We start from the raw sequence: 25,652 nt of genomic DNA on the forward strand, positions 1-25,652 counted from the left end.
CCACCCCCCCCCCCCTCCCCCCCCCCCCCCCCCCCCCCCCCCCCCCCCCCCCCCCCCTCTCCCCCCCCCCCCCCCCTCCCCCCCCCCCCCCCCCCCCCCCCCCCCCCCCTCTCTCTTTCCCCCCCCGCGCCCGCAGGGCGCTCGGCGGCCTAGCGCCCGAGCGGCAGCGCCTCCGCCAGCGCCCGCCACTCCGGACGCGGCAGGGACGTCATGTCGGGGCGGACGACCTGAACGGCCAAGTGATCCGCGCCGGCCGCCAGGAACTCGTCCACCCGCGCGCGCACCGCCGCGGCGTCGCCGAGGGCGAAGACCGCGTCGAGCAGCCGGTCGCTGCCGTTGCCCTCGAAGTCCTCCTCGGTGAAGCCGAGGCGTAGCAGGTTGTTGGTGTAGTTGGGCATCGGCAGGTAGCGGGCGAGATAGCCGCGGGCGGTCTCCCGGGCGCGGGCGAGGTCGTCGTCGAGGACCACCTTCAGCTCGGGCGCGAGGAGCACGCCCTCGCCCAGGGCCTCGCGGGCCCGGGCGGTGTGCTCGGCCGTGACGAGATACGGCAGGGCGCCCGCCGCGCGGTCGCGGGCGAGCCGCACCATCTTCGGCCCGAGGGCGGCCAGCATGCGCCGCCCGGCGGGCAGCGGCACGGGCGCGGCGTCCAGCGCGTCCAGGTACTCCACCATCGCGGAGTACGGCTTCTTGTACCCGTCGACCATGTGGCCGTGGCTGACGCCCAGGCCGAGAACGAAGCGCTCCCGGTCGGCGGGGGCCAGCGCCGCGTACTGGGCGGCGACGTCGGCCGCCTCGTGCTGCCAGATCGACAGGATGCTGGTGCCGACGCTCACCCGGTCCGTGGCCGCCAGCAGCCGCGCCGCCTCGTCCATGCGGGCGTTGCCTCCGAGCCAGATCGTTCCGTAGCCCAGCTCGTCCAACTCGGCCGCGGTCTCGCGGACTTCGGCGGACTTCTCCGGGTCGTCCGCGCGGAGCGCGGGGCTCCAGATGCCGATCCTGCCAAGGTCTGTGGTGAGTGCCATGCGCCCAACAACCGGAGGTTCCATCCGGTTATTCCCGGATTCTCAGACGATTCACAGGGGACGGAAAGAGGGCTCTCACGGGCCGGGACCACCCTCGGGACCATGACCATCACCACACCCCACAGGCGGGCCGAGCTGACGCACGACGACGGAAGTGCCGTACGGGTGCTGGTCGTCGATGACGAGGCGCCGCTGACGGAGCTGCTGACCATGGCCCTGCGCTACGAGGGCTGGGACGTGCGGACCGCGGCCGACGGGGCGACGGCGCTGCGCCGCGCCCGGGAGTTCCGGCCCGACGCCGTCGTGCTGGACGCGATGCCGCCCGACGCCGACGGTCTGTCCCTCCTGGGGCGGCTGCGGCGCGAACACCCTGATCTGCCCGTGCTCTTCCTGACGGCGAAGGGCTCCGCGGACCGCGTCGCCGGGCTCACGGCGGGCGGCGACGACTACGTCACCAAGCCGTTCGGCCTGGAGGACGTCGTCGCCCGGCTGCGCGGACTGCTCCGCCGCTCCCGGGCCGCCGCGCCGCAGGGCGATTCGGTGCTGACCGTCGGGGACCTGGTGCTGGACGAGGACAGTCACGAGGTGACCCGGGGCGGCACGGAGATCCGGCTGACGGCCACCGAGTTCGAGCTGCTGCGCTTCCTGATGCGCAACCCGCGGCGGGTGCTCAGCAAGCCGCAGATCCTGGACCGGGTGTGGTCCTACGAGTTCGGCGGCCGGGCCAACGTCGTCGAGCTGTACATCTCCTATCTCCGCCGGAAGATCGACGCCGGTCGCGAGCCGATGATCCACACGCGGCGCGGCGTCGGCTATCTGATCAAGGCCGCGCCCCCGCGCGCCGAGGCCCCGCGCGCATAATCCGTTGTACGGCGTAGAACGACCCTTGTACGGTGTACGTCGCTACTGGTCGCACACCGCACAAGGGAGCCCGTCATGACGGCGACGACCGCCGCCCAGCGCGACGCCGGAGACCGGAAACCGCAGCGTCATCCCACCCGTTGGGTGATTCTCGGCGTCATCTGCCTCGCCCAGCTCACCGTCCTCCTCGACAACACCGTCCTCAATGTCGCGATCCCCTCCCTCACCGAGGAGATGGGCGCCGCGACCTCCGACATCCAGTGGATGATCAACGCCTACTCGCTGGTCCAGGCCGGACTGCTGCTCACCGCGGGCAGCGCCGCCGACCGCTACGGGCGCAAGAAGCTGCTCGCGCTCGGCCTCGCGCTCTTCGGGATCGGCTCGCTGCTCGCCGGGCTGGCCGAGACCACCGGACAGCTGATCGCCGCCCGCGCGGGCATGGGCGTCGGCGGCGCGCTGCTGATGACCACCACGCTGGCCGTCATCGTCCAGGTCTTCGACGAGGACGAGCGCGCCAAGGCCATCGGCCTGTGGGGGGCGGTGAGTTCGCTCGGCTTCGCCGCCGGCCCGCTCGTCGGCGGGGCGATGCTCAACCACTTCTGGTGGGGCTCGATCTTCCTGATCAACGTGCCGGTGGCGCTGCTCGGCTTCGTCGCCGTGCTCAAGCTCGTGCCGGAGTCCAAGAACCCCACGGGCGACCGCCCGGACCTGCTCGGCGCGCTGCTCTCCACCATCGGCATGACCTGCGTCGTCTTCGCGATCATCTCCGGCCCGGAGCACGGCTGGACGTCCGGGCGGGTGCTGCTCTCGGCGGGCATCGGCGCCGTCGCGCTCGCGCTCTTCGCGCTGTGGGAGCGGCGTGTCCCCTTCCCCATGCTGGACATGCACTTCTTCCGCAACCGCCGCTTCGTGGGCGCCGTAGCGGGCGGCATCCTCGTCGCCTTCGGCATGGGCGGCTCGCTCTTCCTGCTCACCCAGCACCTGCAACTCGTCCTCGGCTACGACCCCTTGGCCACCGGTCTGCGGATGTCGCCGCTGGCGCTGGTCATCGTCGCCCTCAACCTCACCGGCGTCGGCGCCCGGCTGCTGCCCAAACTCGGCACCCCGACACTGATCATCGGCGGCATGAGCATGCTGGCCGGCGGGCTCGCGGCCATCGCGGTCCTCGGCGCGCACGGCTACGGGGGCATGCTGCTCGGCCTGGTCATGATGGGTACCGGCATCGCGTTTTCGATGCCCGCCATGGCAAACGCGATCATGTCCGCGATCCCACCGGAGAAGGCGGGCGTCGGCGCGGGCGTCAACGGCACGCTCCAGGAGTGCGGCAACGGCCTGGGCGTCGCGGTCCTCGGCGCGGTCCTCAACTCGCGCTTCGCGGCCCTCGTCCCGGCCGTCGCCGCCGGTGCGGGCTCACTGCCCGCCGCGCTGGCCTCGGCCCGTACGGACGCGGAGCGGACCGCGATCGAGGACGCCTTCTCCAGTGGGGTGCAGACCAGCCAGCTGGTCGGCGCGGCCGCGGTGCTCGCGGGCGGCATCGTCGCGGCGGTGCTGCTGCGCCGGGCCGAGCGTTCCGTGGCGGCGTCCTAGCCCTGTCCGGCGGCTCGTGGGGCTGAGCTCAGCCGAACTCAGCCCGTCCGGCGTTTGAGGACGCGCCCGCAGGGCGCTCGCCGCCGCAGGCGGCAACGGACGGAGCCATGGGCGGCAACGGACGGCCCGTCGCCGAACAACCGCCGGTCAGGCGCATAGCATCGGATACGTACCACCGGCGCAGGAAGAGGAGAGCGCGTCATGACGAGCGGAAAGCGCGCCGGAAACCTCCGGGCCAGTGTGTGGCTGGCGGCGGAGCCGGCCCACAAGCGCAAGGCGGAGCAGGCGGAGCGCAAGCAGGGCGAGGGCCAGGAGCAGCGGCCCGGGGCGCTCGACCGGCAGCGGATCGTCGAGGCCACGGTCCGGCTGCTGGACGCCGACGGGCTGGCCAAGTTCTCCATGCGGCGGCTGGCGGACGAGCTGGACGTGACCGCGATGTCGGTCTATTGGTACGTCGACAGCAAGGACGACCTTCTCGAATTCGCCCTCGACGAGGTGTGCGGCGAGATGGTCGTCCCCGATCCGGTTGCCGCGGGCGGGGACTGGCGCGACCAGCTGCGCGCGCTGGCCGTCGAGTACCGCGACATGCTCGTCGCCCACCCGTGGATGCCCTCGCTGCTGGGCCGGTACCTCAACATCGGCCCGCGTTCGATGGCCTTCTCCGACGCCATCCTCGCGGTGATGCGGCACAGCGGAGTGCCGAAGGAGGGCCTGTCCGGGGCCCTCGCGGCGGTCTTCCAGTTCGTCTACGGCTTCAGCACCGTCGAGGGACAGTTCAAGGAGCGCTGCCGGGGCACGGGACTGACCGAGGACGAGTACTACCGCCAGGTCATCACTACGGTGAAGGACCGCCCGGACTTCGCGGAGCAGCACCCCGAGGCGCTGGCGATGACCGAGGACCTGGCCGGTACGACGCTCGCCGAGGCGCGGGAGCGGGACTTCGGCTTCGCCCTGGACACGGTCATCGCGGGCATCGAGGTCATGCGCGACCGGGCGGGTGCTTCCAGCCCGTCCGGCGCTTGAGGACGCGCCCCGCAGGGCGCCTGTCGGCGCGGTGGGCAGAACGGGCCGGTAGCCGATGGTCCGCCGGCCAGGACGGGAAGCGTCTGTCGGCGCAGGTGGCGAACGAGCCGGTGGCCAAGAATCCGCCACATACGTCGAGGGGCCCCGGTAGGTGGCGTGCAGGCCGTCCCCTGCCTGTGCGCACACCCCCACCGGGGCCCATCGTCCGGGACCGTCCATGCCGCTGCCGGTCCCGGTGCCGGCGTTCAGGGGGCGCGTCTCCGCTCGAACCGCGCCCCCTTGACGCCGGGGTCTGTCAGTCGCGGGCCGCCGCCTTCGCGGGCGCGGCGTCGGCCGCCGCCGACTCGGCCGACGGGTGCCCGCCGGGCCGGCTCTTGAGCGCGACCTCCTTGATGAAGAGGGTCAGGATGAAGGCCAGCAGGGCGCAGGGCGCGGCGTAGAGGAAGACGTCGCCGACGCCGTGCCCGTAGGCGCTCTCGATCACCGTGCGGATCGGCGGCGGGAGCTTGTCCAGGTCGGGGATGCCGCCGCCGCCCGTACCGCCGTGGCCCATCGCCGCGGCGGCCTTGGGGCCGAGGGCGGCCATGCCGTCCTTCACATAGTCCGTGACCCGGTTGCCGAGCACCGCGCCGAGCGCCGAGACGCCCACCGCGCCGCCGAGCGACCGGAAGAAGGTGACGACGGAGCTGGCGGCGCCGAGGTCCTCGGGGGCCACCTGGTTCTGGGCGGCGAGCACGAGGTTCTGCATCATCATGCCGATGCCGAGACCCATGAGGACCATGTAGGCGGCCAGGTGCCAGTACGGGGTGTCGTACCGCATCGTGCCGAGCAGCCCGAGACCCGCGGTGAGCAGCACACCACCGACGACGACCCAGTTCTTCCAGCGGCCGGTCTTGGTGATGATCTGCCCGGAGACGGTCGAGGAGATGAACAGACCGGCGATCATCGGGATCGTCATCACACCGGACATCGTCGGCGACTCGCCGCGCGCCAGCTGGAAGTACTGCGAGAAGAAGACCGTGCCGCTGAACATCGCGATACCGACGAAGAGGCTCGCGAGGGAGGACAGGGTGATCGTCTTGTTGCGGAACAGCCGCAGCGGGATGATCGGCTCGGCCGCCTTGGACTCGACGTACACGAAGACCGCGCCCAGCAGCACCGAGCCGCCGACCATGGCGTAGGTCTGCCACGAGATCCAGTCGTAGTTCTTCCCGGCCAGCGTCACCCAGACCAGCAGCAGCGTGACGGCGGCGCTGATGAAGAACGCGCCCAGCCAGTCGACCTTGACGTTCCGCTTCACCACCGGCAGCTTCAGGGTCTTCTGCAGGACGATCAGCGCGATGACCGCGAACGGCACACCCACGTAGAAGCACCAGCGCCAGCCGAGCCAGCTGGTGTCCGTGATGACACCGCCGAGCAGCGGGCCGCCGACGGTCGCGACGGCGAAGGTCGCGCCGAGGTAGCCGCTGTAGCGCCCGCGCTCACGCGGGGAGATCATCGCGGCCATGACGATCTGGGCCAGGGCCGACAGACCGCCGACGCCGATGCCCTGGACGACACGGCAGGCGATGAGCATGCCGCTGTTCTGCGACAGACCGGCGGCGGCCGAACCCAGGACGTAGACGACCAGGGCTATCTGGACCAGCAGCTTCTTGCTGAAGAGATCGGAGAGCTTGCCCCACAGCGGGGTGGACGCGGTCATCGCGAGGAGCGAGGCCGTGACGACCCAGGTGTAGGAGGACTGGCTGCCGTGGAGGTCGGAGATGATCTCGGGCAGGGCGTTGGAGACGATCGTCGACGACAGGATCGCGACGAACATGCCGAGCAGCAGCCCGGACAGCGCCTCCATGATCTGCCGGTGGGTCATGGGGGCGTCGGAGCCCTGCGGGTCCCCGGGCTTGGCGTGGCCGCCCCGCACACCGGCTGGTGTGGTCTTAGCCATGAACTTCCTTTTCTCTGTCTGATGGTGGTGCGGGTTACGCGGACGTACGGGTGAGGGAGTCGTCCGGGTGCGGTGTGAGCGCGTGCTGGGGAGCGCGCGCCCGGCAGTCGCCGAAGCTCCGGCGCAGGCGTCCGAGCAGTTCCACGAGACGGCCGACGTCGTCGTCGGACCAGTCCTCGAGGCAGGCGGCGAGCGCTTGGGTGTACCGCGCGGACACCTCCTCCAGCAGCGCCTCCCCGGCGGGGAGCAGTCGCAACAGCCGGGACCGCTTGTCGGCGGGGTCCGGCTGCCGGTCGATCCAGCCGCGCTCGGCCGCGTACGACACGTGCCGACTGGTCACCGACATGTCGATGGCGAGCAGCTCGGCGAGCTTGCTCATCCGCATCTCGCCGTACCGGTGGAGCAGGGTGAGCACGATGGCCGAAGCGGGTGAACAGTCGTGCGGCAGCACCCGCGCCAGATCGCGCTTCACCGCGCCGACGGCGCCGAGCTGCCGGGCGAGCTCCTCGTACTGCTCCTGTGCGGCCATCGACCCCTCGCTGCCATCGGTTGCTTAGGGCAACGATAGAGGTGGTTGGTTGCCGCAGGCAAATGAAATGGTATGGATTCGGGTAAAGCTCACCCCAAGGGTTTCCCGCCTCCGGGTTATGCGCACCTGTGGCGGCGGCAAAGGGGGGAGCTCAGCCAAAACCAGCCCGTCCGGCGTTTGAGGACGCGCCCGCAGGGCGCTCGCCGCCGCAGGCGGCAACGACTGCCCGCGCCGGGCGGCTGAGCTCAGCCAAATCCAGCCTGTCCGGCGTACACCGGTCCGCGCCGGGTGGCTGAGGCCAGCCATATCCAGCCCGTCCGGCGTTTGAGGACGCGCCCGCAGGGCGCTCGCCGCCGCAGGCGGCAAGGACGGCCGGCAGCCGGCCAGGCGATTGGCGGCAGGACGGGCCTGTGGCCGAGGGTCCGCCGAACCCCGCCGAACCCCACCCCGCGCGCGGCAAGCGCAACCGTTTCGCTAGGGTCCTGGCCTATGGCCAACCACCGTCAGCAGGGCCCCGAGGGCAACTACGACCCCGCGGGCAGCACCCAGATGTTCCGTGCCTTCGTCGATGAGGGGCAGTCCGGCGCCCGTGCCGCCGCGCCCGCCGCCGCCAGGCGCTCCGGTCCGGGGGCCGGCGTCATCGTCGGTGTGATCGTCGCGATCGCGGTCGTGGCCGGCGTGGCCTGGCTCGCGCTGGCCGGCTGAGTCCGCGTCAGGCCGACGGTGCGGGCGGTCCGCGGAGTGAACCCGCCCTGCCTCACCCCCACTTCACCGCCACGTCCCGGGTCTCGACGCGCATGCCCGGCGGCACCCGCCAGGCGTCGACGCACACCGTCCAGGTCTTCTCCCGCGCCTGCCCGGGATCGATCGGCACGGGCAGCGGCTCCGACGATGTGAGCGTCACCCAGTCGGTGCCGAGCGGGCCGATGATGTGGCTGCCGAAGGTGACCGTGCCGCCCGTCACGGGCCGTCCGCCGGCGTTGGTGAAGGTCACGGTCACCTTCTCGCACCAGCGGCGTTCGTCGTCCGGCTCGCGGCGCGGGGTGCCGATGTCGAGCACCGCCGGTGTGCCGGGCGGGGTGCCGGTGGAGGGCGAGGGGCGCGGACGGGACGTCGGCGGAGCGCTCGAAGGGGGCGCGGAGGACGTGGGGGAGTCGCCGCCGGCGGGACCCGTACCGCCGGGAGGGCCGGGAGCGCCCGGGGCCGTCCCCGGGCCGGGCCAGGTTCCGCCCGTATCGATGCGGCTGCCGGGGCTGTCGGCCCCGCCCGTACTGATGGAGGGCGCGGCCCGGAATGTCTTCTGCGGTGCACTTGATGAACCCGGCGCTCCGGAAGGGCTCCGGCGCGGCCCGCGGGGCGACGGCTCGCCGTCCAGCGGCATCAGTCGCACACCGCCCGTCGGCGGCACGACCCCGGCGCGGGACGTGCCGGGCCCGGCGGCCCCCGTCGCGACATAGCCGTCGCGGTCGCTACCGCCGCAACCCGTGAGAAGCGCTCCCAGACACGCTCCCAGACAACCGAGGGCCGCCAGCCGACGCGCGGCAGCCGAAGCGGAGACGATCGTCTTCCGTCGCATCGGCTCAGTGTGGCTGACGGACAATCAGGAGTACATGCCCGGGAAGGGGATGGCCGGGGTCAGTCGGCGATGAGGCCCTCGCGGAGCTGCGACAGCGTCCGGGTGAGCAGCCGCGAGACGTGCATCTGCGAGATGCCGACCTCCTCGCCGATCTGCGACTGGGTCATATTGGCGAAGAACCGCAACATGATGATCTGCCGCTCGCGGGGCGGCAGTTTGGCCAGCAGGGGCTTGAGCGACTCGCGGTACTCCACGCCCTCCAGCGCGGTGTCCTCGTAGCCCAGGCGGTCGGCGAGCGAGCCCTCGCCGCCGTCGTCCTCGGGGGAGGGGGAATCGAGCGAGCTGGCGGTGTAGGCGTTGCCGACGGCCAGGCCGTCGACGACGTCCTCCTCGGACACCCCCAGGCACAGGGCCAGTTCGGGAACGGTCGGCGACCGGTCCAGCTTCTGCGCGAGCTCGTCGCTGGCCTTGGTGAGGGCCAGCCGCAGCTCCTGCAGACGGCGCGGCACCCGTACGGACCAGCTGGTGTCCCGGAAGAAGCGCTTGATCTCGCCCACGACCGTCGGCATCGCGAACGTGGGGAATTCCACGCCCCGTTCGCAGTCGAACCGGTCGATCGCCTTGATCAGGCCGATCGTGCCGACCTGGACGATGTCCTCCATCGGCTCGTTGCGGCTGCGGAAGCGGGCCGCCGCGTAGCGCACGAGGGGGAGGTTGAGCTCGATCAGGGTGTCGCGGACGTACGTACGCTCCGCGCTGTCCCGCTCCAGCGTGGCCAGTCGCAGGAAGAGCGATCGGGAGAGGGTGCGGGTGTCGATGGCTTCGCAGTCGTCGAGCACGGCGTGCGGTGCGTCATTGGCGAGCACCTTCGCGCTGCCCAGGTCTACGGACATGCCACCCCCTTGAGGTCGCGGACGGGTCACAGCGGTGCCCCTGCCGAGGGTACGGACGAGGGGTTCAACCTCCACCTGAATACCGGAGGCCGCGCTGTGGCAAACGCAGTTCCTGCAGAATGTCACATGTCGGCAACGCGCTGTAGCGTCAAGTCGATATATCTGCCCCATCACCGCAGGAAGGTGTCACCCGTAAGGGTTAGGCGTCGATTCGATTTGCGGATCGTAGCCGGGCGAAGCTCCGCGAGAGCAGCCGGGACACATGCATCTGTGAGACGCCCAGCTCGGCGCTGATCTGCGACTGCGTCAGATTGCTGTAGTAGCGCAGCAGCAGAATGCGCTGCTCGCGCTCCGGCAGTTGCACGAGCAGATGGCGCACGAGATCCCGGTGCTCGACCCCGGCGAGCGCCGGATCCTCGTAGCCGAGCCGGTCGAGCAGCCCGGGCAGCCCGTCGCCCTCCTGTGCCGCCTCCAGCGAGGTGGCGTGGTACGAGCGGCCGGCCTCGATGCAGGCCAGCACCTCGTCCTCGCCGATCTTGAGCCGCTCGGCGATCTCGGCCGTGGTGGGGGAGCGGCCGTGCAGCACCGTCAGGTCCTCGCTGGCGCCGTTGACCTGCACCCACAGCTCGTGGAGGCGGCGCGGCACATGGACGGTGCGGACGTTGTCGCGGAAGTAGCGCTTGATCTCTCCCACGACGGTCGGCATCGCGAAGGTCGGGAACTGCACCCCGCGATCCGGGTCGAAGCGGTCGATGGCGTTGATGAGCCCGATCGTGCCGACCTGGACGACGTCCTCCATCGGCTCGTTGCGGCTGCGGAAGCGGGCCGCCGCGTAGCGCACGAGCGGGAGGTTGGCCTCGATCAGGGCGGCACGCACCCGGGCGTGCTCGGGGGTGCCGGGTTCCAGGGTGGAGATCTCCTTGAAGAGCACCTGGGTCAGCGCCCTGGCGTCCGCGCCCCGGCTCTCCCGGGCGCGCGGGGCGCTCTGGGCGTCGGGGTCCGGGCCGGGGGCGGGGGTCGCGTCGGGGGCAGCGGGAGTGGCGGGAGTGGCAGGGGTGCCGGGGTCGGCGGGCGTGCCGCCGGGGCCGGTGGCCGGGGAGTCGGCGGCACGGGGTCCGGCGGGTCCGGCCGCGGTGCCGGGATTGTCGCGTTGGTGGGGGGCTTCGGGCACGGTACGGGCCGACACGGTCACGCCACCCCTTCACGTCGACGCATTCAATTCACTCAACTCATCCGGGTCGCTCAACTCGTCCGGGAAAAGCGGTCATAGCATCACAAGACATGTGCACTGTGTGCAAGCACCCCATAACACCGTGTTGAACGCAAAAATGACCCCTCACCGTGGTGGTGAGGGGTCTTGCGGCGCCTACGCCGCGAACGGCCCGTAGGAACCGCTCAGAACGCGTAGTCGGCGATCACCCAAGTGGCGAACTCACGCCACAGCGCGACGCCCGCCTGGTGCTCGGGGTGGTCGAGGTAGCGCTGGAGCGCGGCGGTGTCCTCGACGGATGAGTTGATCGCGTAGTCGTAGGCGATCGGCCGGTCCGTGATGTTCCACGCGCACTCCCAGGAGCGCAGCTCGGGCACGAGGCCGCCCAGCTTCTCGAACGCCTGCACACCGGCGAGGACCCGCGGGTCGTCGCGCTCGACGCCCTCGTTGAGCTTGAACAGGACGAGATGGCGAATCACGGGGCTGCCCTCCGTACGAGCGACGCGGGGTCGGTCAGTTGATCAGCTGGGTCATGAACTCGCCGATGCTCTTGGCGGCGTCCGAGATCCCCTCGAAGCCTAGCTGGACGAGCTCGGCCGACCGTGCGGGGGAGGTGATGATCGTGTACCCCACGAAAATGATGATGACGTAGGTGGCGATCTTCCTCGCTTGCGCCATGACGCGCTGCCTCCCCGGCTGCTCCCCTGTGCGGTCGCGAGAGTCTATCCGTACCTACGGTCGAAGATCGGAAGCGCGCGCGGTACTCACGTCATCTTTAGGGACCAAAGGCCCGGTAAGCAGGGCCGTTCGCCCGCCCGTCGGGCCTCGGGGTGGGCGGAGGATGGACGGTGCGCCCCACGGGTCTGGCAGGAATCCGGAGGGCGAGGGACATGGCCTCACTGCGGGGTCCGGGCCGCGCTTTCCCCTGACTGCGGCCCGTACTTGGAGACCGTGTCCTCGTCGGGGGAAGCGGCTTGTCCCCCCGATCGCCGCTTCCCCCGTACCGGACTTCCCCCGCACGAAACGCCGGAGCCCCGGCTTCGATCCCGTTCGATCACGGGTTCGGAGCCGGGGCTTTTCGGTGCCCGTGCGCCGCGCGCGCGGGCGCGGGGGGAGCGCGACGGCCACGGGCTGGCCTGGGGCGCGGTCGGGGTGCTCAGTCAGGGGGCTTCAGGGGCCGGGCGGTCCTCTCCCGCCGCCGCGCCGCCGTCCTCGGCGCGGCACTCGCCCAGGTGTCCGCCGCCCGGCTGACGGGGCATCCGTGCGGAGGCGGCCGGCACGGGAGCGGCGACCGGGGCGGGTGGTGTCGCCCGGCCGGGGACCTCGCCGAGGGTCGCGTACAGCGGAATCGATTCGTTCAACCCCGTGAGGACGAAGGACTTGCGGGCGAGTGGCGCCGGCACCACCGCGTACAGATCCATTCCATTGCGCCGGGTCCGCCGCCGGGCCTCCACCAGGACCGACAGCGCGGTCGCGGTGGCGAAGCGGGAGGCCGACAGGTCGGCGATCAGCGCGTCGCAGGTATGCGCATGGGCCTCGATGATCCTTTGCAGTGCGGTGCGGAGACCGGGGGCGTTCTCGATGTCGACCACGTCGGGGAAGGTCACCACGCAATGGGCGGAGATGACCTGGGTGGGCACCTGCATGAGGTCCTCTTCAGGGTGCTGGTTCTGACCCGGAGAAGGCCGCTTTTTGACCTGGGGCGATTTCACCACAATCGCGTCCGGCATGGGGGAAAGCAGGAATTTACCGTCAGGCGTGCCGGTCCCGGGAGTAAAATCCCCGCCCTTGTGGTGGATTTCGACCGTGGAGCGACCGTGGAACGGTCGCACTCGACGCCCGCACGAACGGAAGCCGAAGGGAAGCCGCCGATCGGGTGCAAGGTGACCCCAAAGGAAACCTTTGATCAAATACCGGAATTCGTTATTCGACTTATGGAGCGGGTCTCGGTAGCTTCGGGAGCGTCCGAATCCGGCCGACCGTGAGGCGGTAACACCATGGCGGGCGAGCGCCGAGCAGTGACTCCGTGGAAGTTCATGGCCGCGACGGCCCTGTTGTGGGGATCGGCCTTCCCGGCGATCCGCATCGCGCTGGAGGGGTACTCCCCGACGGCCATGGCGGTCCTGCGCCTTGCCTTCGCGCTCGTGCTCCTGCTGCCGTGCCTGTTCACCGGCCGCATCAGCCGACTGCGCCGGGGCGACCTGGTGCGCATGGCCGGCTTCGGCGTCACCGGCATGACGGCCTATCAGCTGCTCCTCTACGCCGGTGAACGGCACGTCGAGGGCGGCACGGCGGCGATGCTCGTGGCCACCTCCCCCGTCTTCGCCACGGCCCTCGGCATGCTCGTCCTGCGGGAGCGCCCCGGCGCCTGGGGCGTCGCCGGGCTCGTGGTGGCGCTGTCCGGCGCGCTCGTGGTGGCGACGGCCGGCGGCGACGGCGGCGGCTCGTACTCCGGCATGGCGATGATCGTCCTGGCGGCGGCGGCCCAGGCCACGTCCTTCATCCTGCAAAAGCCCCTGCTGCGCCGGTACTCGGGCATGGACTGCATCTTCTACGGCAGCCTCTTCGGCCTCGTCCCCCTGCTGGTCTTCACCCCGGACGCGGCCACCCAGCTGATCGCGGCCGACTGGCAGCAGACCGCAGCCGTCGTCTGGCTCGGCCTCGCCTGCACGGTCCTGGCCTTCTGCACCTGGTCCCGCGTCCTCGCGGCGGCCACGGCCTCGACCAGCTCCCTCGTCCTCTACGCGGTCCCCGTGGCGGCCCTCGCCCTCGACGCGGCCCTCCTCGGCGCCGCCCCGGGCCTCATGTCCGGCGTCGGCGGCCTGATCGTCCTGGCAGGAGTGGCCCTCGCCGCCTTCCGTCGCCCGGCACCCCCGACCCCGTCCCGAGCGGTCGCCTGCGGCGGTCCGGCCACGGACACGGCTGCGGATGGGGATGCCGACGTCGCCGCCGCCGAGCGGGAGCCGGTGCCGACGGGACCGCGCGGCTCGTCCGACCGCTGACCGACCCGGACGGGTGCCCGGCGTCCGTTTCGTCGACGTGCCGGCCGCCCGGACAGCAAAACACCCCTCCGACCGCGTTTCCGCAGGTCGGAGGGGTGTTCATGGCGGTAGCGGTGGGATTTGAACCCACGGTGGAGTTGCCCCCACACACGCTTTCGAGGCGTGCTCCTTAGGCCGCTCGGACACGCTACCGAGAGGAAGCTTAGCGGACAGTTGGCCGTGCTTTGTAATCGGCCTCCGTCAGGGGGCTTCGCGGGGACCCGGGGAGGGGGTCAGCGGGTGCGGAAGAAGTCCGTCAGGAGCGTTGCGCACTCGTCGGCGAGGACGCCGGTGATGACCTCGGGGCGGTGGTTCAGGCGGCGGTCGCGGATGACGTCCCAGAGCGAGCCGGCCGCGCCCGCCTTCTCGTCGACCGCGCCGTAGACGACCCGGTCCACCCGGGAGAGGACGATCGCGCCCGCGCACATCGTGCACGGCTCCAGGGTGACCACGAGCGTGCAGCCGGACAGGCGCCACTCGCCGACGGCGGCCGCGGCCTCGCGGATGGCGAGGACCTCCGCGTGGCCCGTCGGATCGCCGGTGGCCTCGCGCTCGTTGCGGCCGCGGCCGATGACGGCGCCGTCCGGGTCCAGCACCACCGCGCCGACCGGCACGTCGCCGGTGGCGGGGGCCGCTGCGGCCTCCGCCAGCGCGGCCCGCATGGGGCCGCGCCACGGGTCGCGTACGGGGTCGGGCGAAGCGTTCTCGGCGGCTGCGTTCATGGCACCAGTGTGAGCGAGCGCGCCCCGGCGGCCGTCAGCGGACGGCCTCCAGGACATCGGTGCAGCCGAGCATGTCCGCGATGTCACCGAGCGCGTCCCCGCCGAGCAACTTCAGCTCCTTCTCGCTCATCCCGAGGTCGGCCATGATCTCCGGGTCGCCCAGCGGACCGGTCGGCACCGGCTCGGCGTCGCCCGAGGCGTCGTCGTCCGCCGTGCCCTCCGGCTCGCCGTCCTCCGTGCCGTCGAGATCGACCAGGCTGTCGAGGTCGCTCTCGCTCTCCTCACGGCCCAGCAGCTCGTCGGCGAGCATCGCGCCGTACGAGCTGCGGCTGGCCGCGGCGGCGTCCGAGAGGTAGATGCGCGGATCCTCCTCGCCATCCACCCGGACGAGACCGAACCAGGCGTCCTCCTGCTCGATGAACACCAGGACCGTGTCGTCGTCGACCGAGGCCTCCCGGGCCAGGTCGGCGAAGTCCGACAGGGTTTCCACGTTGTCGAGGTCTGTGTCGCTCGCTTGCCACCCGTCTTCGGTGCGCGCGAGCAGTGCGGCGAAGTACACCGTGACTCTCCCACTGGTCATAGGCGGTGCCGGGCCGGACGGGGACACCACCCCGCCCACTCGGAATCGTGGCAGAAACCCGGCCGTTGCGAGAGGTCTTCCGCGCTGCGTCGTGCAGCAGTCCGAAGAGATGTGGCTCACGTGGCCCGTACGGACACCGGTGCGTCGCCCGTACGCCTCACGTGGCGGCCCGGCCGTGTCGGGTGAGCCGCCCGCACGTGTCGCGGGCCGCCCCGAGCCCTCCCCGTCACCAGCGGAACGTCCGCATGCGCATCTGCTGCCGCATCCGCGCCGCCCGGGCCCGGCGCGGCTGCACCCGGTCCCGCAGCTCCTTGGCCTCGTTCAGCTCGCGGAGGAACTGGGCGCGTCTGCGCCTGCGTTCCCCTTCGGTCTCCGATCCTTCCGCCCGTTCAAGGGGCTCGGTCGGCCTTCCCGCCTCCCTGGCCTTCGGGGCCGGTTCGGGTCCGCGCTTGTCACGGTCAGCCATGGGCAGCACCACCTCGCGCCGAGGTCCTCGCCCGGAGCGTCAGTCCAGGCGTACGTGCCCACTTTCCCCCTTAGTGGTGGTTTGATGCCAGTGAGACGACAGACCGTCGTCGGGCACCGGGCGGGCGCTGATGCCCGAAAGCTCGGTTAATGTCGATGTCATGCGGATCCACGTCGTCGACCACCCGCTGGTGGCGCACAAACTCACCACGCTGCGCGACAAGCGCACCGACTCCCCCACCTTCCGGCGTCTCGCCGACGAGCTGGTCACCCTGCTCGCCTACGAGGCGACGCGCGACGTGCGCACCGAGCAGGTCGACATCGAGTCCCCGGTCTGCGCCACCACCGGCGTCAAGCTGTCCCACCCGCGCCCGCTCGTGGTGCCGATCCTGCGCGCCGGGCTCGGCATGCTCGACGGCATGGTGCGGCTGCTGCCCACGGCCGAGGTCGGCTTCCTGGGCATGATCCGCAATGAGGAGACCCTCAAGGCGGAGACGTACGCGACGCGCATGCCCGACGATCTCTCCGGGCGTCAGGTGTACGTGCTCGACCCGATGCTCGCCACCGGCGGCACGCTCGTCGCCGCGATCAACGAGCTGATCGAGCGCGGCGCGGACGACGTCACCGCGATCACGCTGCTGGCCGCGCCCGAGGGCGTCGAGGTCATGGAGCGCGATCTGGCGGGCGCGCCCGTCACCGTCGTCACGGCGTCGGTGGACGAGCGGCTCAACGAGGCGGGTTACATCGTCCCGGGCCTCGGCGACGCGGGCGACCGCATGTACGGGACCGCCGCGGGCTGAGCCCGCGGGCGGCGGATACGGTGTGCCGCCCGCGGCGGCGAGCGCCCTGCGGGCGCGTCCTCAAACGCCGGACGGGCTGCTGTGTTCTGTCCTCAAGCGCCGGACGGGCTGACAAGAGCCCGTCCGGCGCTCAGCACTTCCGCGCGGACGCCGACGGCTTCGGCGGCGCGATCAGTTCCGCCACGGCCCGTTCGGCGTCCGCCGCCGACGACAGCTGCTTGAAGCCCGTGCCCAGGATCAGATCGATGTCCGCGTCGTCGTGCCGGCCGGCCTTCGCCTCGGTGTCGGTGAGCTGGGCGCCCACGAGCTTCAGCGCGCCCTCGGAATCCGGGCCGCCCAGCAGCAGCCCGGCCTTCGCGACCTTCTTGTCGTACGCGGCGGGGGCGTTCCCCACCTTGCCGATCTTGAAGCCGCGCTTCGCCAGCTCGTCCGCCGTCGTCTTGGCGAGACCGCCGCGTGGCGTGGCGTTGTAGACGTTGACGGTGATGTCGGAGGGCTTGGGCAGCGGCTTCGGGGCCGCGGGGGTGGTCGCCGCCCGTCCCGCCGTCCCGTCGTCGGCGGGCTTGCAGTCGTCCTCGCCGCCCTTGGGGGCCGCGCGGGTCTCGGTGCTGCCGCCGCCGGAGAAGACGTCGACGAGCTGGATCGTCCCCCACCCGCCCAGACCGAGCACGACGGTCGCGGTGACCGCGGCGAGCACGATCCTGCGGCGGCTCCGGGGGCGGCGCATGTGCGGGAACCGGCTGCCCGTGATGCGGTACTTTCCGCCCATGCCGGGAGGGGTGAGCATGCTCATGGGCGCAGCGTAGTGCGGGCCGGAGCCGCTGCCTACTAGATGATCAACGGGTTGCGGCCACCCCAACCCAAAAGGGCCAATATCGGCCGGGGCGGGTGGTGGTGCGGGGGTATCGCGACCGGTGCTCAGCCCAGTTCGAGTACGCGGGCGTGCAGTACCTGGCGCTGCTGGAGCGCCGCGCGCACCGCGCGGTGCAGACCGTCCTCGAGATAGAGGTCGCCCTGCCACTTCACGACGTGGGCGAAGAGGTCGCCGTAGAACGTCGAGTCCTCCGCGAGCAGCGTCTCGAGGTCGAGCTGCTGCTTCGTGGTCACCAACTGGTCGAGGCGCACCGGGCGGGGGGCGACGTCCGCCCACTGCCGGGTGCTTTCCCGGCCGTGGTCGGGGTACGGCCGCCCGTTTCCGATGCGCTTGAAGATCACACGGAAAGCCTACCGGGCGACAGGCTCCGAGCGCAGCCATGGCGCGGTAGTGCGAAGGCGACAATCAGCCGCATACCGGGAGTGATGTAGAGGCGAGCTTGTATGACTGAGAGCCCTTTTTCCTCGGATTCGGCCCGCAGGAACGTTATGCACAGGCTGTGGACGACGGACCGGAAGGCTCACGCCTTCTTCGCGGCGGCGGCCCGTTTCATCTGCTGCTTGTAGGCGCGGACCTTCTCCAGCGACTCCGGTCCGGTGATGTCCGCCACCGAGCGGTGCGAGCCGTCCTCGCCGTACGGGCCCGCCGCCTCGCGCCAGCCCTCGGGCGTCACCGTGAACTGCTTGCCCAGCAGCGCCAGGAAGATCTGGGACTTCTGCTTGCCGAAACCGGGCAGCTCGTTGAGCCGTTCCAGCAGTTCCCCGCCGGTCGCGGCGTCGCGCCAGACCGCGCTCGCGTCCCCGTCGTAGTGCTCGACGAGGTACTGGCACAGCTGCTGGACCCGCTTGGCCATGGAGGCCGGATAGCGGTGCACGGCCGGTTTCTCCCCGAACAGCGCCTCCAGCTCCTCGGGGTCCTTGGCGGCGATCTCCCGCGCGTCCAGGTCGTCGTGGCCCATCCGCCGCGCCACGGTGTACGGCCCGGTGAAGGCCCACTCCATGGGGACCTGCTGGTCCAGGAGCATCCCGACCAGGGCGGCCAGCGGGCTGCGGGAGAGCAACTCGTCGGCTTCGGGCTGCTGCGCGAGCCGGAGGGAAGGAGACATAGGTCGATGATCCCCCGGGCCCCGGGCCGTCGCACGCGCGCGGCGCGGCGGGCGCCCGGCAAGGTCCCCTCCGGGCGCCCGTTCCGGCGGTCAGGCTCACGCCGGCTCACGGCGGCGGGGGCGTCAGCCGGGCCGCGCGGGCCCGGAGGTAGCGGGTCTCGGGGACGCTGAGGGTGTGCCGGGCCGCCCGTCGGTACGCGGCCCTGGCGCCTTCGGCGTCCCCCGCCTTCTCCAGCAGGTGGGCGCGTACGGCGTCGAGCCGGTGGTGGCCCGCCAAGCGGCCCGCCAGGGCGTCCACCTCGGCGAGCCCGGCGCTCGGGCCGTGGACCATGGCGACGGCCACGGCCCTGCCGAGTTCGGCCATGGGCTCGGGTGCGCGGCGCACGAGGACGTCGTAGAGGGCGAGGATCTGCGGCCAGTCGGTGTCCTCGGCGCGCGCCGCCTCGTCGTGCAGGGCCGCGATCGCCGCCTGCAGCTGATAGGCGCCCGCGGGGCCCTGGGCCAGGGCCTCCTCCACCAGGGCCGTGCCTTCGGCGATGGCGCGGCGGTCCCAGCGGGTGCGGTCCTGCTCGTCGAGCGGGATCAGCTCGCCGTGCGGGCCGGTGCGGGCCCGGCTGCGGGCGTCGGTGAGCAGCATGAGCGCCAGCAGGCCGGTCACCGCGCCCTCCCGGGGCAGCAGCCGGCGTACGGCCCGGGTCAGCCGGATCGCCTCGCGGGCGAGGTCCGCGCGGTGCAGCGCGGGGCCGGAGGTCGCCGTATAGCCCTCGTTGAAGATCAGGTAGAGGACCTGGAGCACGGCGGCGAGGCGCCCGTCGCGGTCCTCGGGGCCCGGCTGCCGGAAGGGCTGGCCCTTGATCTTCTGCTTCGCCCTGCTGATCCTCTGCGCCGTCGTCGCCTCCGGCACCAGCAGCGCGCGGGCGATCTCGGCCGTGGTCAGGCCGCCGACGGCGCGCAGTGTCAGGGCGATCTGCGCGGCCGGGGAGAGCGCGGGGTGGCAGCACAGGAACAGCAGGGTGAGCGTGTCGTCCTCGGACGGGGCGCGGCTCTCCCCGGGCGGCGGGGCGGTGAAGGCGTCCCGGGGCATGAGCGCCGCGGCGCTCTCCTCGCGTCTGCGCCGGGCCTCCTCGGCGCGCAGCGCGTCCATGAGGCGCCGGGAGGCGACCCTGATCAGCCAGCCGCGCGGGTTGTCCGGCGGGCCGGTCTCCGGCCACTGTCGCGCGGCGGCGAGCAGCGCCTCCTGTACGGCGTCCTCGGCCGGCCCGAAGTGTCCGTAGCGGCGCACCACCGCGCCGAGGACCTGCGGCGCGTGCAGGCGCAGCAGGTCCTCGACCTCGGTCGCATCGGTCACACCTGGCAACCGCTTTCGTCGATGGGACGGATCACGACCGGGTGCACGGGGGCGCCCGCCGGGGCCGGGCACTGGGTGACGCGCGCGGCGATCTCGGTGACCCGCTCCAGGCTCGCGCAGTCGAGCACCCAGAACCCCGCGAGGAGTTCCTTGGTCTCGCCGTAGGGGCCGTCGGAGATCACCGGGCGGCCGTCCTCGCCCGCGGTCACGAGGCGCGTCCGGGCCGGCTCGACCAGGCCCTGGGCGTCCACGAGCTCACCGGATTCGGCGAGCTCGTCGTTGAGCTGCCCCATGAAGGCGAACATCGTCTGCACCTCCTTCTCGCTCCAGGCCGGGCTGTGCGCGGAACCCTTGCCACGCATCGCCTCGTATTCGGCCTGGGTTCCCTGCACCATCACCAGGTACTTCATGACTTCGCTCCCTCGGCTGCCTCGTCACCTCGTACGGGCGACTCTCACAGGGGACGTCGCGGCCGACGACGCGTTCTCGACACCTCGCTCGACACCTCGCGGAAAATTTCCCCGGAATCACTCTCCGGGACTACCGCGCGGTACGCAGGGGGCCGACCGTTCACGCCTCGGTTCGGGGGGCTCCGTGGGGCTCGTAGGTAGAGTTGACGGGCGCCGAAGGCCGCCCGCCGGTCCTTGCCCGGGCGCCTTCCGTCCGGCCCACGCGCCGGGTGCCGCACGTTTTCCCCTCGCCCGCCCCGGCCCCGCCGACGGGGTGCGCCCGAGCACGACAGGTTTCTCCTCCGTTGCCCTCTCCCGCACTGTCCCCGGTCGCCCGGCTGCGCGCAGTCCGCCCGCCCCGGTTGTCCCCGAAGCTGCTGCGTACCGAGGTCCTGGCCGGTCTCGTGGTCGCGCTGGCGCTGATCCCCGAGGCGATCTCGTTCTCGGTCATCGCCGGGGTCGATCCAAGTGTGGGACTGTTCGCCTCGTTCACCATGGCCGTCACGACCGCGGTGGTCGGCGGGCGACCCGCGATGATCTCGGCGGCGACCGGGGCCGTCGCCCTGGTCATCGCCCCGCTGAACCGCGAGCACGGCCTCGGGTACCTGATCGCCTGTGTCGTCCTCGCCGGTGTCTTCCAGATCGCGCTCGGCGCGCTCGGTGTCGCGAAGCTGATGCGGTTCGTGCCGCGCAGCGTGATGGTCGGCTTCGTCAACGCCCTCGCGATCCTGGTCTTCCTGGCCCAGGTGCCCGAGCTGCGGGACGTGCCGTGGGCCGTCTATCCGCTGGTCGTCGCCGGTATCGCGCTGATGGTGTGCTTCCCGAGGATCACCCGGGCGGTGCCCGCGCCGCTGGTGTCCGTCGTCATTCTCACCGTCGTCACGGTGGCCGCCGGGATCGCGGTGCCGACCGTGGGCGACCGGGGTGAGCTGCCCTCCGCGCTGCCGGTGCCGGGGCTGCCCGACGTGCCGTTCACGCTTCAGACGCTCACGACCGTTGCCCCCTACGCGCTGGCGATGGCACTGGTCGGGCTGATGGAGTCGCTGCTGACCGCGAAGCTGGTCGACGACATCACCGACACCCCCTCCGACAAGAAGCGGGAGTCGATCGGGCAGGGCATCGCCAACATCGTCACCGGTCTGCTCGGCGGCATGGGCGGCTGCGCGGTGATCGGCCAGACCATGATCAACGTACGGGTGTCCGGTGCCCGCACCCGGCTGTCGACGTTTCTGGCGGGCGCGTTCCTGCTGGTGCTGTGCGTTGTCTTCGGCCCGGTCGTCTCCGACATCCCCATGGCCGCTCTCGTCGCCGTCATGATCATGGTGTCGGTCGCCGCGTTCGACTGGCACTCCATCGCGCCGCGGACCCTGCGGCGGATGCCCGCCGGGGAGATCGCCGTCATGGTGATCACCGTCGGCTGTGTGGTCGCCACCCACAACCTCGCCGTCGGTGTGGTCGTCGGCACGATCACCGCCATGGTCATCTTCGCCAAGCGCGTCGCCCACGTCGCGGACGTCACCTCGGTCACCGACCCCGACGGTGGCCGCGTGGTCTACGCGGTGACCGGGGCGCTGTTCTTCGCCTCCGCGAACGACCTGGCCGCTCGCTTCGACTACGCCGGCGACCCGGACGAGGTCGTCATCGATCTCACCGGCGCCCGCATATGGGACGCCTCCTCCGTGGCCGCACTGGACGTGGTCACCGCCAAGTACGCGCAGCGTGGCAAGACCGTGGAGATCACAGGGCTCGACGAACACAGCGCCAGGCTCCACGGCACGCTCAGCGGAGAGCTCGCCGCGACCGGCTGAGGGCCGGCTGAAGGCCGTCCGATGACCGGCTGACGAGTGGCGCGGCGGGGCCGCTCGCGCTTGCCCGGCCCAATGGTCAGGGCAATTCAATAGAAATTCTCCCGGGGGAGCGTGAAAACCTGTCATGGTGACGGTAGACATGGAGTTTGCGCGGGGCTAGGCTTTTTCCCGTAACCGGTGTGAGCACCACCGGCACCGGTAGTGAAGCGTCGGAGGCGGGACGTACGCCGCCCTCCTGGGTCGACACAAAACGGTGGAATTCGGCGCACACTGCCGACGGGTGGTGCTCAAAAACGCCTCGGGATCCCGGCGCCGCACAGCGCCGGGGGCTTCGGCGCGTCCCAGAAAAGGTGCGAATGCCCCCAGAGAATCAACCGTCCGCCACCGATCGACTCGACGACGACGACTACCCCGCCTACACGATGGGGCGTGCCGCGGAGATGATCGGGGCCACACCCGGCTTCCTCCGGGCCATCGGGGAGGTCGGGCTGATCACCCCCCTGCGCTCCGAGGGCGGCCACCGCCGCTACTCCCGCTACCAGCTGCGCGTCGCCGCCCGGGCCCGGGAGCTCGTCGACAGCGGCACCCCGATCGAGGCCGCCTGCCGCATCGTGATCCTCGAAGATCAGCTGGAGGAGGCCCTCCGGATCAACGAGAAGCTGCGCCGGACCGGCCCCGACGCCCCGGGCCGCGGCGGCTCGGGCCGCGACGAACCGGCCCACGGAGAACCGGCGCACGACGCACCGGAGAAGCCCGAGGGCGGCTGACGCGGACGTCCGACGCGGGGCCCGCGGCGCGGGACACCGCAGCGCGGGACGCCCGACGCGCGCATCGCGCGAACGGCCGGGACGCCGAATATCTATTGCCGCAGCCATAGAAATCAGTGCAATGCGCGGTAAGGATTTATGGCGCAGCGGGCGGAGTGAAATTACTTCCCGTGCCCGGCCGCTCGCGCCGTGCTACTCTGGATTCCAGTTGCAGTTGTGGTTACCCAAGGACTTCAAGTGCGCTTCTCGGCATTCCATGCCGGAGAGTGCTCTTTCGTATTTCCGGTGCTTTCCGGCCGGGGCGATCATCACAGCGACGCGAGGCCCGCACAGTGCGGATCTCGCGAGGCCCGCACAGTGCGGATCTCGGGCAATGCCCCGAAGGAGATATGACATGGCTACTGGCACCGTGAAGTGGTTCAACGCGGAAAAGGGCTTCGGCTTCATCGAGCAGGAGGGTGGCGGCCCGGACGTGTTCGCCCACTACTCGAACATCGCCACCCAGGGCTTCCGCGAGCTCCAGGAGGGCCAGAAGGTGAACTTCGACGTCACGCAGGGCCAGAAGGGCCCGCAGGCGGAGAACATCGTCCCCGCCTAATCGCGCTGACGCATGACGTAGCTGGGGCCCGCACCTTGGGTGCGGGCCCCAGCTCGTTGCTTTTTCGGGGGTCCGCCCGCGGTGCGCCGCACGGGCAATCCCCTTTTCCCGGATCATGGCGGACAAACCGCCCGTGACTCCGGCCGCACAGACCGCCCATGGCTTCGCCGTACGGCGCACAGCCGGGCATACGCCGGTCCTGATCGAGGCGACCGGCTTCGATTTCGTCTTTTCTTCGGTTCGTTCTTGCGATCTCTGAGCGGCTCATCGCAGGCCGCCGGGAATTCCTCGATACGTGCCGTATCGAGGAAGGTTCCACTTGAACCGCACAGCCCGTTCGAACGACCGTTACGCCCGCTCCGGCAAGGGCGGCTCCGCAGGCTCCGGCCGCGGTTTCCGTGAGCAGGCCCAGGGCCGGTCGGGCGGCCAGGGCCGCTCCCAGTCCGCCGGCCGCTCCGGTGGCTACGGGCGTCGGCCCGCCGCGCGGCAGGGAGAGTTCGCCCTGCCGGTGACCATCACCCCGGCGCTGCCCCCCGTCGAGGCGTTCGCCGAGCTCGGCCTGCCCGCCGAGCTGCTGACGACCCTCACCGGCCTCGGCGTCACCGTTCCGTTCCCGATTCAGGGTGCGACGTTGCCGAACTCGTTGGCGGGCCGGGATGTGCTGGGCCGTGGCCGTACCGGTTCCGGCAAGACCCTCGCCTTCGGGCTGGCGCTGCTGGCCCGTACCGCCGGACTGCGCGCCGAGCCGAGGCAGCCCCTCGCCCTGGTGCTCGTTCCCACCCGTGAGCTTGCCCAGCAGGTCACCGACGCGCTGACGCCGTACGCCCGCGCCTTGAAGCTGCGCCTCGCCACTGTGGTCGGTGGGATGTCGATCGGTCGGCAGGCCAGCGCGCTGCGCGGTGGCAGTGAGGTCGTCGTGGCCACCCCGGGGCGGCTCAAGGACCTCATCGAGCGCGGCGACTGCCGTCTGGACCGGGTGAACATCACCGTCCTGGACGAGGCCGACCAGATGGCCGACATGGGCTTCATGCCCCAGGTCACCGAGCTCCTCGACCAGGTCCGCCCCGACGGACAGCGCATGCTGTTCTCCGCGACCCTGGACCGCAACGTCGACCTGCTGGTCCGCCGCTACCTCCACGACCCGGTCGTGCACTCCGTCGACCCCTCCGCCGGAGCGGTCACGACGATGGAGCACCACGTGCTGCACGTGCACGGCGCGGACAAGTACGCCACGACCACGGAGATCGCAGCCCGCGACGGGCGGGTGATCATGTTCCTCGACACCAAGCACGCCGTGGACCAGCTCACCACCCACCTCCTCAACTCCGGGGTGCGGGCGGCGGCGCTGCACGGGGGGAAGTCGCAGCCCCAGCGGACGCGGACGCTCGCCCAGTTCAAGACCGGGCACGTCACGGCGCTCGTGGCCACCAACGTCGCCGCCCGCGGCATTCACGTCGACAACCTCGACCTGGTCGTCAACGTCGACCCGCCCAGCGACCACAAGGACTACCTCCACCGTGGCGGGCGCACTGCCCGTGCCGGTGAGTCCGGCAGCGTCGTCACCCTCGTGCTGCCCAACCAGCGCCGCGACATGACCCGCCTCATGGCTGATGCCGGCATCACCCCGCACATCGCCCAGGTCCGCTCGGGCGAGGCCGAACTGACCCGCATCACCGGTGCCCAGGCGCCCTCGGGTGTCCCCGTCACCATCTCCGCGCCGGTGGCCGAGCGCCCCAAGCGCGGCTCCTCGGCGCGCGGCCAGCGCAGCCGACCGGCGCAGGCGCGCCGCTCCGCCGCCTCCGCCTCCACGCGGGAGCGGTCCGGCGGCGCCGCCCAGCGCCGCACCCCGCCCCGTAACGCCGCCTGATCCCCCGGTCCGCATCCGCTACCGGTCTTCCCTCCCACCCTGTTGAGGCACTATGCGCTGCGTCATCGCCCGCTTCCCCTTCGACCTGGTCAAGAGTGAGGTCGAGCATTCGATGAAGGGCGTCAAGCCCGAACCCGTCACGGGCCCGTCCGTGACCATCGGCCGCCGCACCTACCCCGTCAAGCAGGTGGGGGAAGTGATCACCCGGCAGGACCGGCGCGACTTCACCGCCGGTGAGGTGACCCGGGCGCTGACCCGTCTGGGCTTCACCTGCCACGACGTCCCCGCGCCGGTGCCCGCCGTCGCCCCGACCCCGTTCGAGACGGCGTCGGCCCTGCTCGGAGCGCCGCCGGTCGTCTGACGGCCGGACTCACCACCGCCCCGGCTCGCACGGGGTGAAGACGAACTCGCGGAGTACTCCGCGAGTTCGCAGCCCGGGGAAGCGGCACGCCGCCCCCGGGCAGCGGCATGTCCGGCACCGACAGTGCCGTGAGGGCCCCGGCCGATTCCACCGGCCGGGGCCCTCCACCGTTCTCACAAACGTCACGCGGGCACCCTGGCGTCACGTCTCCCTCAGCTCTACCT

General features: G+C 71.4%; 27 protein-coding genes, 1 tRNA gene and 1 pseudogene. 11 read left to right on the forward strand and 18 right to left on the reverse strand.

From position 1 onward, the window contains the following. Positions 1–149: 149 nt before the first annotated feature. A complete protein-coding gene (locus ACZ53N_RS04960; RefSeq protein WP_469139571.1) occupies positions 150–1,022 on the reverse strand; it encodes an LLM class F420-dependent oxidoreductase in 873 nt (290 codons plus the stop codon). 102 nt (positions 1,023–1,124) lie between these two features. Between ACZ53N_RS04960 and ACZ53N_RS04965 the strand changes: the two genes are divergently transcribed. From ACZ53N_RS04965 to ACZ53N_RS04975, 3 genes are all read left to right on the forward strand, one after another. Beyond that, the gene (locus ACZ53N_RS04965; protein ID WP_469139572.1) at positions 1,125–1,883 is read left to right on the forward strand and encodes a response regulator transcription factor; all 759 of its coding nucleotides are present in this window, start codon (positions 1,125–1,127) and stop codon (positions 1,881–1,883) included. Between the two features lie 75 nt (positions 1,884–1,958). Then, on the forward strand, positions 1,959–3,470 hold the full coding sequence (locus tag ACZ53N_RS04970) for an MFS transporter (protein WP_469139573.1): 1,512 nt from the start codon (positions 1,959–1,961) through the stop codon (positions 3,468–3,470). A gap of 201 nt (positions 3,471–3,671) precedes the next feature. Beyond that, entirely contained in the window at positions 3,672–4,493 is an 822-nt protein-coding gene (locus ACZ53N_RS04975) for a TetR/AcrR family transcriptional regulator (RefSeq protein WP_469139574.1), read from the forward strand. Positions 4,494–4,797: 304 nt separating this feature from the next. Here the strand turns inward: ACZ53N_RS04975 and ACZ53N_RS04980 are convergent. Together ACZ53N_RS04980 and ACZ53N_RS04985 are read right to left on the reverse strand one after the other, a co-directional pair. Then, a pseudogene (locus ACZ53N_RS04980) lies at positions 4,798–6,360 on the reverse strand (MDR family MFS transporter); the annotation flags it as partial. 109 nt (positions 6,361–6,469) lie between these two features. Next, a complete protein-coding gene (locus tag ACZ53N_RS04985) occupies positions 6,470–6,964 on the reverse strand; it encodes a MarR family winged helix-turn-helix transcriptional regulator (protein ID WP_469139575.1) in 495 nt (164 codons plus the stop codon). Between the two features lie 489 nt (positions 6,965–7,453). On the opposite strand from ACZ53N_RS04985, the gene ACZ53N_RS04990 reads away from it, so the two are divergent. Then, positions 7,454–7,669, forward strand: a complete 216-nt coding sequence (locus tag ACZ53N_RS04990; protein WP_469139576.1) for a hypothetical protein — start codon at positions 7,454–7,456, stop codon at positions 7,667–7,669. Positions 7,670–7,721: 52 nt separating this feature from the next. On the opposite strand, the gene ACZ53N_RS04995 is transcribed toward ACZ53N_RS04990, so the two are convergent. The 6 genes from ACZ53N_RS04995 to ACZ53N_RS05020 form a co-directional block, all read right to left on the reverse strand. Beyond that, the gene (locus ACZ53N_RS04995) at positions 7,722–8,540 is read right to left on the reverse strand and encodes a hypothetical protein (protein WP_469139577.1); all 819 of its coding nucleotides are present in this window, start codon (positions 8,538–8,540) and stop codon (positions 7,722–7,724) included. A gap of 59 nt (positions 8,541–8,599) precedes the next feature. Beyond that, complete coding sequence (locus tag ACZ53N_RS05000; RefSeq protein ID WP_130878431.1) at positions 8,600–9,433, reverse strand: RNA polymerase sigma factor SigF; 834 nt, start codon at positions 9,431–9,433, stop codon at positions 8,600–8,602. Positions 9,434–9,632: 199 nt separating this feature from the next. Further along, positions 9,633–10,619 (reverse strand): RNA polymerase sigma factor SigF, encoded by a 987-nt coding sequence (locus ACZ53N_RS05005; RefSeq protein ID WP_469139578.1) that lies wholly within the window; start codon positions 10,617–10,619, stop codon positions 9,633–9,635. A gap of 209 nt (positions 10,620–10,828) precedes the next feature. Further along, entirely contained in the window at positions 10,829–11,122 is a 294-nt protein-coding gene (locus ACZ53N_RS05010; protein WP_469139579.1) for a Dabb family protein, read from the reverse strand. Positions 11,123–11,156: 34 nt separating this feature from the next. Continuing rightward, complete coding sequence (locus ACZ53N_RS05015) at positions 11,157–11,321, reverse strand: hypothetical protein (protein ID WP_165451554.1); 165 nt, start codon at positions 11,319–11,321, stop codon at positions 11,157–11,159. Between the two features lie 482 nt (positions 11,322–11,803). Next, the gene (locus tag ACZ53N_RS05020) at positions 11,804–12,289 is read right to left on the reverse strand and encodes an STAS domain-containing protein (RefSeq protein WP_469139580.1); all 486 of its coding nucleotides are present in this window, start codon (positions 12,287–12,289) and stop codon (positions 11,804–11,806) included. Between the two features lie 390 nt (positions 12,290–12,679). Between ACZ53N_RS05020 and ACZ53N_RS05025 the strand changes: the two genes are divergently transcribed. Next, positions 12,680–13,645 (forward strand): DMT family transporter, encoded by a 966-nt coding sequence (locus ACZ53N_RS05025; RefSeq protein WP_469139581.1) that lies wholly within the window; start codon positions 12,680–12,682, stop codon positions 13,643–13,645. A 102-nt stretch (positions 13,646–13,747) separates the two neighbouring features. Here ACZ53N_RS05025 and ACZ53N_RS05030 read toward each other — a convergent pair. From ACZ53N_RS05030 to ACZ53N_RS05045, 4 genes are all read right to left on the reverse strand, one after another. After that, positions 13,748–13,837 (reverse strand) — tRNA-Ser (locus ACZ53N_RS05030). A gap of 80 nt (positions 13,838–13,917) precedes the next feature. Continuing rightward, on the reverse strand, positions 13,918–14,406 hold the full coding sequence (gene tadA, locus ACZ53N_RS05035) for a tRNA adenosine(34) deaminase TadA (RefSeq protein WP_469139582.1): 489 nt from the start codon (positions 14,404–14,406) through the stop codon (positions 13,918–13,920). A 34-nt stretch (positions 14,407–14,440) separates the two neighbouring features. Continuing rightward, on the reverse strand, positions 14,441–14,986 hold the full coding sequence (locus ACZ53N_RS05040) for a tRNA adenosine deaminase-associated protein (protein ID WP_469139583.1): 546 nt from the start codon (positions 14,984–14,986) through the stop codon (positions 14,441–14,443). A gap of 226 nt (positions 14,987–15,212) precedes the next feature. Further along, positions 15,213–15,452: a hypothetical protein gene (locus ACZ53N_RS05045; protein ID WP_469139584.1), complete on the reverse strand. Its 240-nt coding sequence runs from the start codon at positions 15,450–15,452 to the stop codon at positions 15,213–15,215. A gap of 160 nt (positions 15,453–15,612) precedes the next feature. Between ACZ53N_RS05045 and upp the strand changes: the two genes are divergently transcribed. After that, complete coding sequence (upp, locus tag ACZ53N_RS05050; protein WP_362215473.1) at positions 15,613–16,251, forward strand: uracil phosphoribosyltransferase; 639 nt, start codon at positions 15,613–15,615, stop codon at positions 16,249–16,251. Between the two features lie 130 nt (positions 16,252–16,381). Here the strand turns inward: upp and ACZ53N_RS05055 are convergent, their stop codons facing one another. From ACZ53N_RS05055 to ACZ53N_RS05075, 5 genes are all read right to left on the reverse strand, one after another. Further along, positions 16,382–17,044 carry a LytR C-terminal domain-containing protein gene (locus ACZ53N_RS05055; RefSeq protein WP_469139585.1) on the reverse strand — a complete coding sequence of 221 codons (663 nt, stop codon included), beginning with the start codon at positions 17,042–17,044 and terminating at the stop codon, positions 16,382–16,384. A 125-nt stretch (positions 17,045–17,169) separates the two neighbouring features. Beyond that, complete coding sequence (locus ACZ53N_RS05060; RefSeq protein ID WP_003986294.1) at positions 17,170–17,466, reverse strand: type II toxin-antitoxin system VapB family antitoxin; 297 nt, start codon at positions 17,464–17,466, stop codon at positions 17,170–17,172. Positions 17,467–17,645: 179 nt separating this feature from the next. Continuing rightward, positions 17,646–18,230 carry an HhH-GPD-type base excision DNA repair protein gene (locus ACZ53N_RS05065; RefSeq protein ID WP_469139586.1) on the reverse strand — a complete coding sequence of 195 codons (585 nt, stop codon included), beginning with the start codon at positions 18,228–18,230 and terminating at the stop codon, positions 17,646–17,648. A gap of 106 nt (positions 18,231–18,336) precedes the next feature. Then, complete coding sequence (locus tag ACZ53N_RS05070; protein ID WP_469139587.1) at positions 18,337–19,578, reverse strand: RNA polymerase sigma factor; 1,242 nt, start codon at positions 19,576–19,578, stop codon at positions 18,337–18,339. Next, positions 19,575–19,988: a YciI family protein gene (locus tag ACZ53N_RS05075; protein ID WP_469139588.1), complete on the reverse strand. Its 414-nt coding sequence runs from the start codon at positions 19,986–19,988 to the stop codon at positions 19,575–19,577. The genes ACZ53N_RS05070 and ACZ53N_RS05075 overlap by 4 nt, the downstream gene beginning before the upstream one ends. Positions 19,989–20,332: 344 nt before the next feature. Between ACZ53N_RS05075 and ACZ53N_RS05080 the strand changes: the two genes are divergently transcribed. The 5 genes from ACZ53N_RS05080 (at position 20,333) to ACZ53N_RS05100 (ending at position 25,428) form a co-directional block, all read left to right on the forward strand. Then, positions 20,333–21,835 carry a SulP family inorganic anion transporter gene (locus ACZ53N_RS05080; RefSeq protein WP_469139589.1) on the forward strand — a complete coding sequence of 501 codons (1,503 nt, stop codon included), beginning with the start codon at positions 20,333–20,335 and terminating at the stop codon, positions 21,833–21,835. Between the two features lie 356 nt (positions 21,836–22,191). Further along, complete coding sequence (locus ACZ53N_RS05085) at positions 22,192–22,602, forward strand: MerR family transcriptional regulator (RefSeq protein WP_469139590.1); 411 nt, start codon at positions 22,192–22,194, stop codon at positions 22,600–22,602. A gap of 394 nt (positions 22,603–22,996) precedes the next feature. After that, positions 22,997–23,200, forward strand: a complete 204-nt coding sequence (locus tag ACZ53N_RS05090) for a cold-shock protein (RefSeq protein WP_018536328.1) — start codon at positions 22,997–22,999, stop codon at positions 23,198–23,200. 319 nt (positions 23,201–23,519) lie between these two features. Further along, positions 23,520–25,067, forward strand: coding sequence for a DEAD/DEAH box helicase (locus ACZ53N_RS05095; protein WP_469139591.1), 1,548 nt, complete (start codon positions 23,520–23,522; stop codon positions 25,065–25,067). A 52-nt stretch (positions 25,068–25,119) separates the two neighbouring features. After that, positions 25,120–25,428 carry an SCO5918 family protein gene (locus tag ACZ53N_RS05100; protein ID WP_356451308.1) on the forward strand — a complete coding sequence of 103 codons (309 nt, stop codon included), beginning with the start codon at positions 25,120–25,122 and terminating at the stop codon, positions 25,426–25,428. Positions 25,429–25,652 lie beyond the last annotated feature (224 nt).

It is taken from the genome of Streptomyces sp. NPDC033229 (assembly GCF_055576875.1).

Coding starts and splice junctions, on each gene's coding strand:
- ACZ53N_RS04990 (WP_469139576.1), top strand. CDS start 7,454: ATGGCCAACCACCGTCAGCAGGGCCCCGAGGGCAACTACGACCCCGCG.
- ACZ53N_RS05090 (WP_018536328.1), top strand. CDS start 22,997: ATGGCTACTGGCACCGTGAAGTGGTTCAACGCGGAAAAGGGCTTCGGC.
- ACZ53N_RS05075 (WP_469139588.1), bottom strand. CDS start 19,988: ATGAAGTACCTGGTGATGGTGCAGGGAACCCAGGCCGAATACGAGGCG.
- ACZ53N_RS04960 (WP_469139571.1), bottom strand. CDS start 1,022: ATGGCACTCACCACAGACCTTGGCAGGATCGGCATCTGGAGCCCCGCG.
- ACZ53N_RS05025 (WP_469139581.1), top strand. CDS start 12,680: ATGGCCGCGACGGCCCTGTTGTGGGGATCGGCCTTCCCGGCGATCCGC.
- ACZ53N_RS05015 (WP_165451554.1), bottom strand. CDS start 11,321: ATGGCGCAAGCGAGGAAGATCGCCACCTACGTCATCATCATTTTCGTG.
- ACZ53N_RS05045 (WP_469139584.1), bottom strand. CDS start 15,452: ATGGCTGACCGTGACAAGCGCGGACCCGAACCGGCCCCGAAGGCCAGG.
- ACZ53N_RS05100 (WP_356451308.1), top strand. CDS start 25,120: ATGCGCTGCGTCATCGCCCGCTTCCCCTTCGACCTGGTCAAGAGTGAG.
- ACZ53N_RS05055 (WP_469139585.1), bottom strand. CDS start 17,044: ATGAGCATGCTCACCCCTCCCGGCATGGGCGGAAAGTACCGCATCACG.
- ACZ53N_RS04985 (WP_469139575.1), bottom strand. CDS start 6,964: ATGGCCGCACAGGAGCAGTACGAGGAGCTCGCCCGGCAGCTCGGCGCC.
- ACZ53N_RS04975 (WP_469139574.1), top strand. CDS start 3,672: ATGACGAGCGGAAAGCGCGCCGGAAACCTCCGGGCCAGTGTGTGGCTG.
- ACZ53N_RS05065 (WP_469139586.1), bottom strand. CDS start 18,230: ATGTCTCCTTCCCTCCGGCTCGCGCAGCAGCCCGAAGCCGACGAGTTG.
- ACZ53N_RS05040 (WP_469139583.1), bottom strand. CDS start 14,986: ATGACCAGTGGGAGAGTCACGGTGTACTTCGCCGCACTGCTCGCGCGC.
- ACZ53N_RS04970 (WP_469139573.1), top strand. CDS start 1,959: ATGACGGCGACGACCGCCGCCCAGCGCGACGCCGGAGACCGGAAACCG.
- ACZ53N_RS05000 (WP_130878431.1), bottom strand. CDS start 9,433: ATGTCCGTAGACCTGGGCAGCGCGAAGGTGCTCGCCAATGACGCACCG.
- ACZ53N_RS05020 (WP_469139580.1), bottom strand. CDS start 12,289: ATGCAGGTGCCCACCCAGGTCATCTCCGCCCATTGCGTGGTGACCTTC.
- ACZ53N_RS05085 (WP_469139590.1), top strand. CDS start 22,192: ATGCCCCCAGAGAATCAACCGTCCGCCACCGATCGACTCGACGACGAC.
- tadA (WP_469139582.1), bottom strand. CDS start 14,406: ATGAACGCAGCCGCCGAGAACGCTTCGCCCGACCCCGTACGCGACCCG.
- ACZ53N_RS04965 (WP_469139572.1), top strand. CDS start 1,125: ATGACCATCACCACACCCCACAGGCGGGCCGAGCTGACGCACGACGAC.
- upp (WP_362215473.1), top strand. CDS start 15,613: ATGCGGATCCACGTCGTCGACCACCCGCTGGTGGCGCACAAACTCACC.
- ACZ53N_RS04995 (WP_469139577.1), bottom strand. CDS start 8,540: ATGCGACGGAAGACGATCGTCTCCGCTTCGGCTGCCGCGCGTCGGCTG.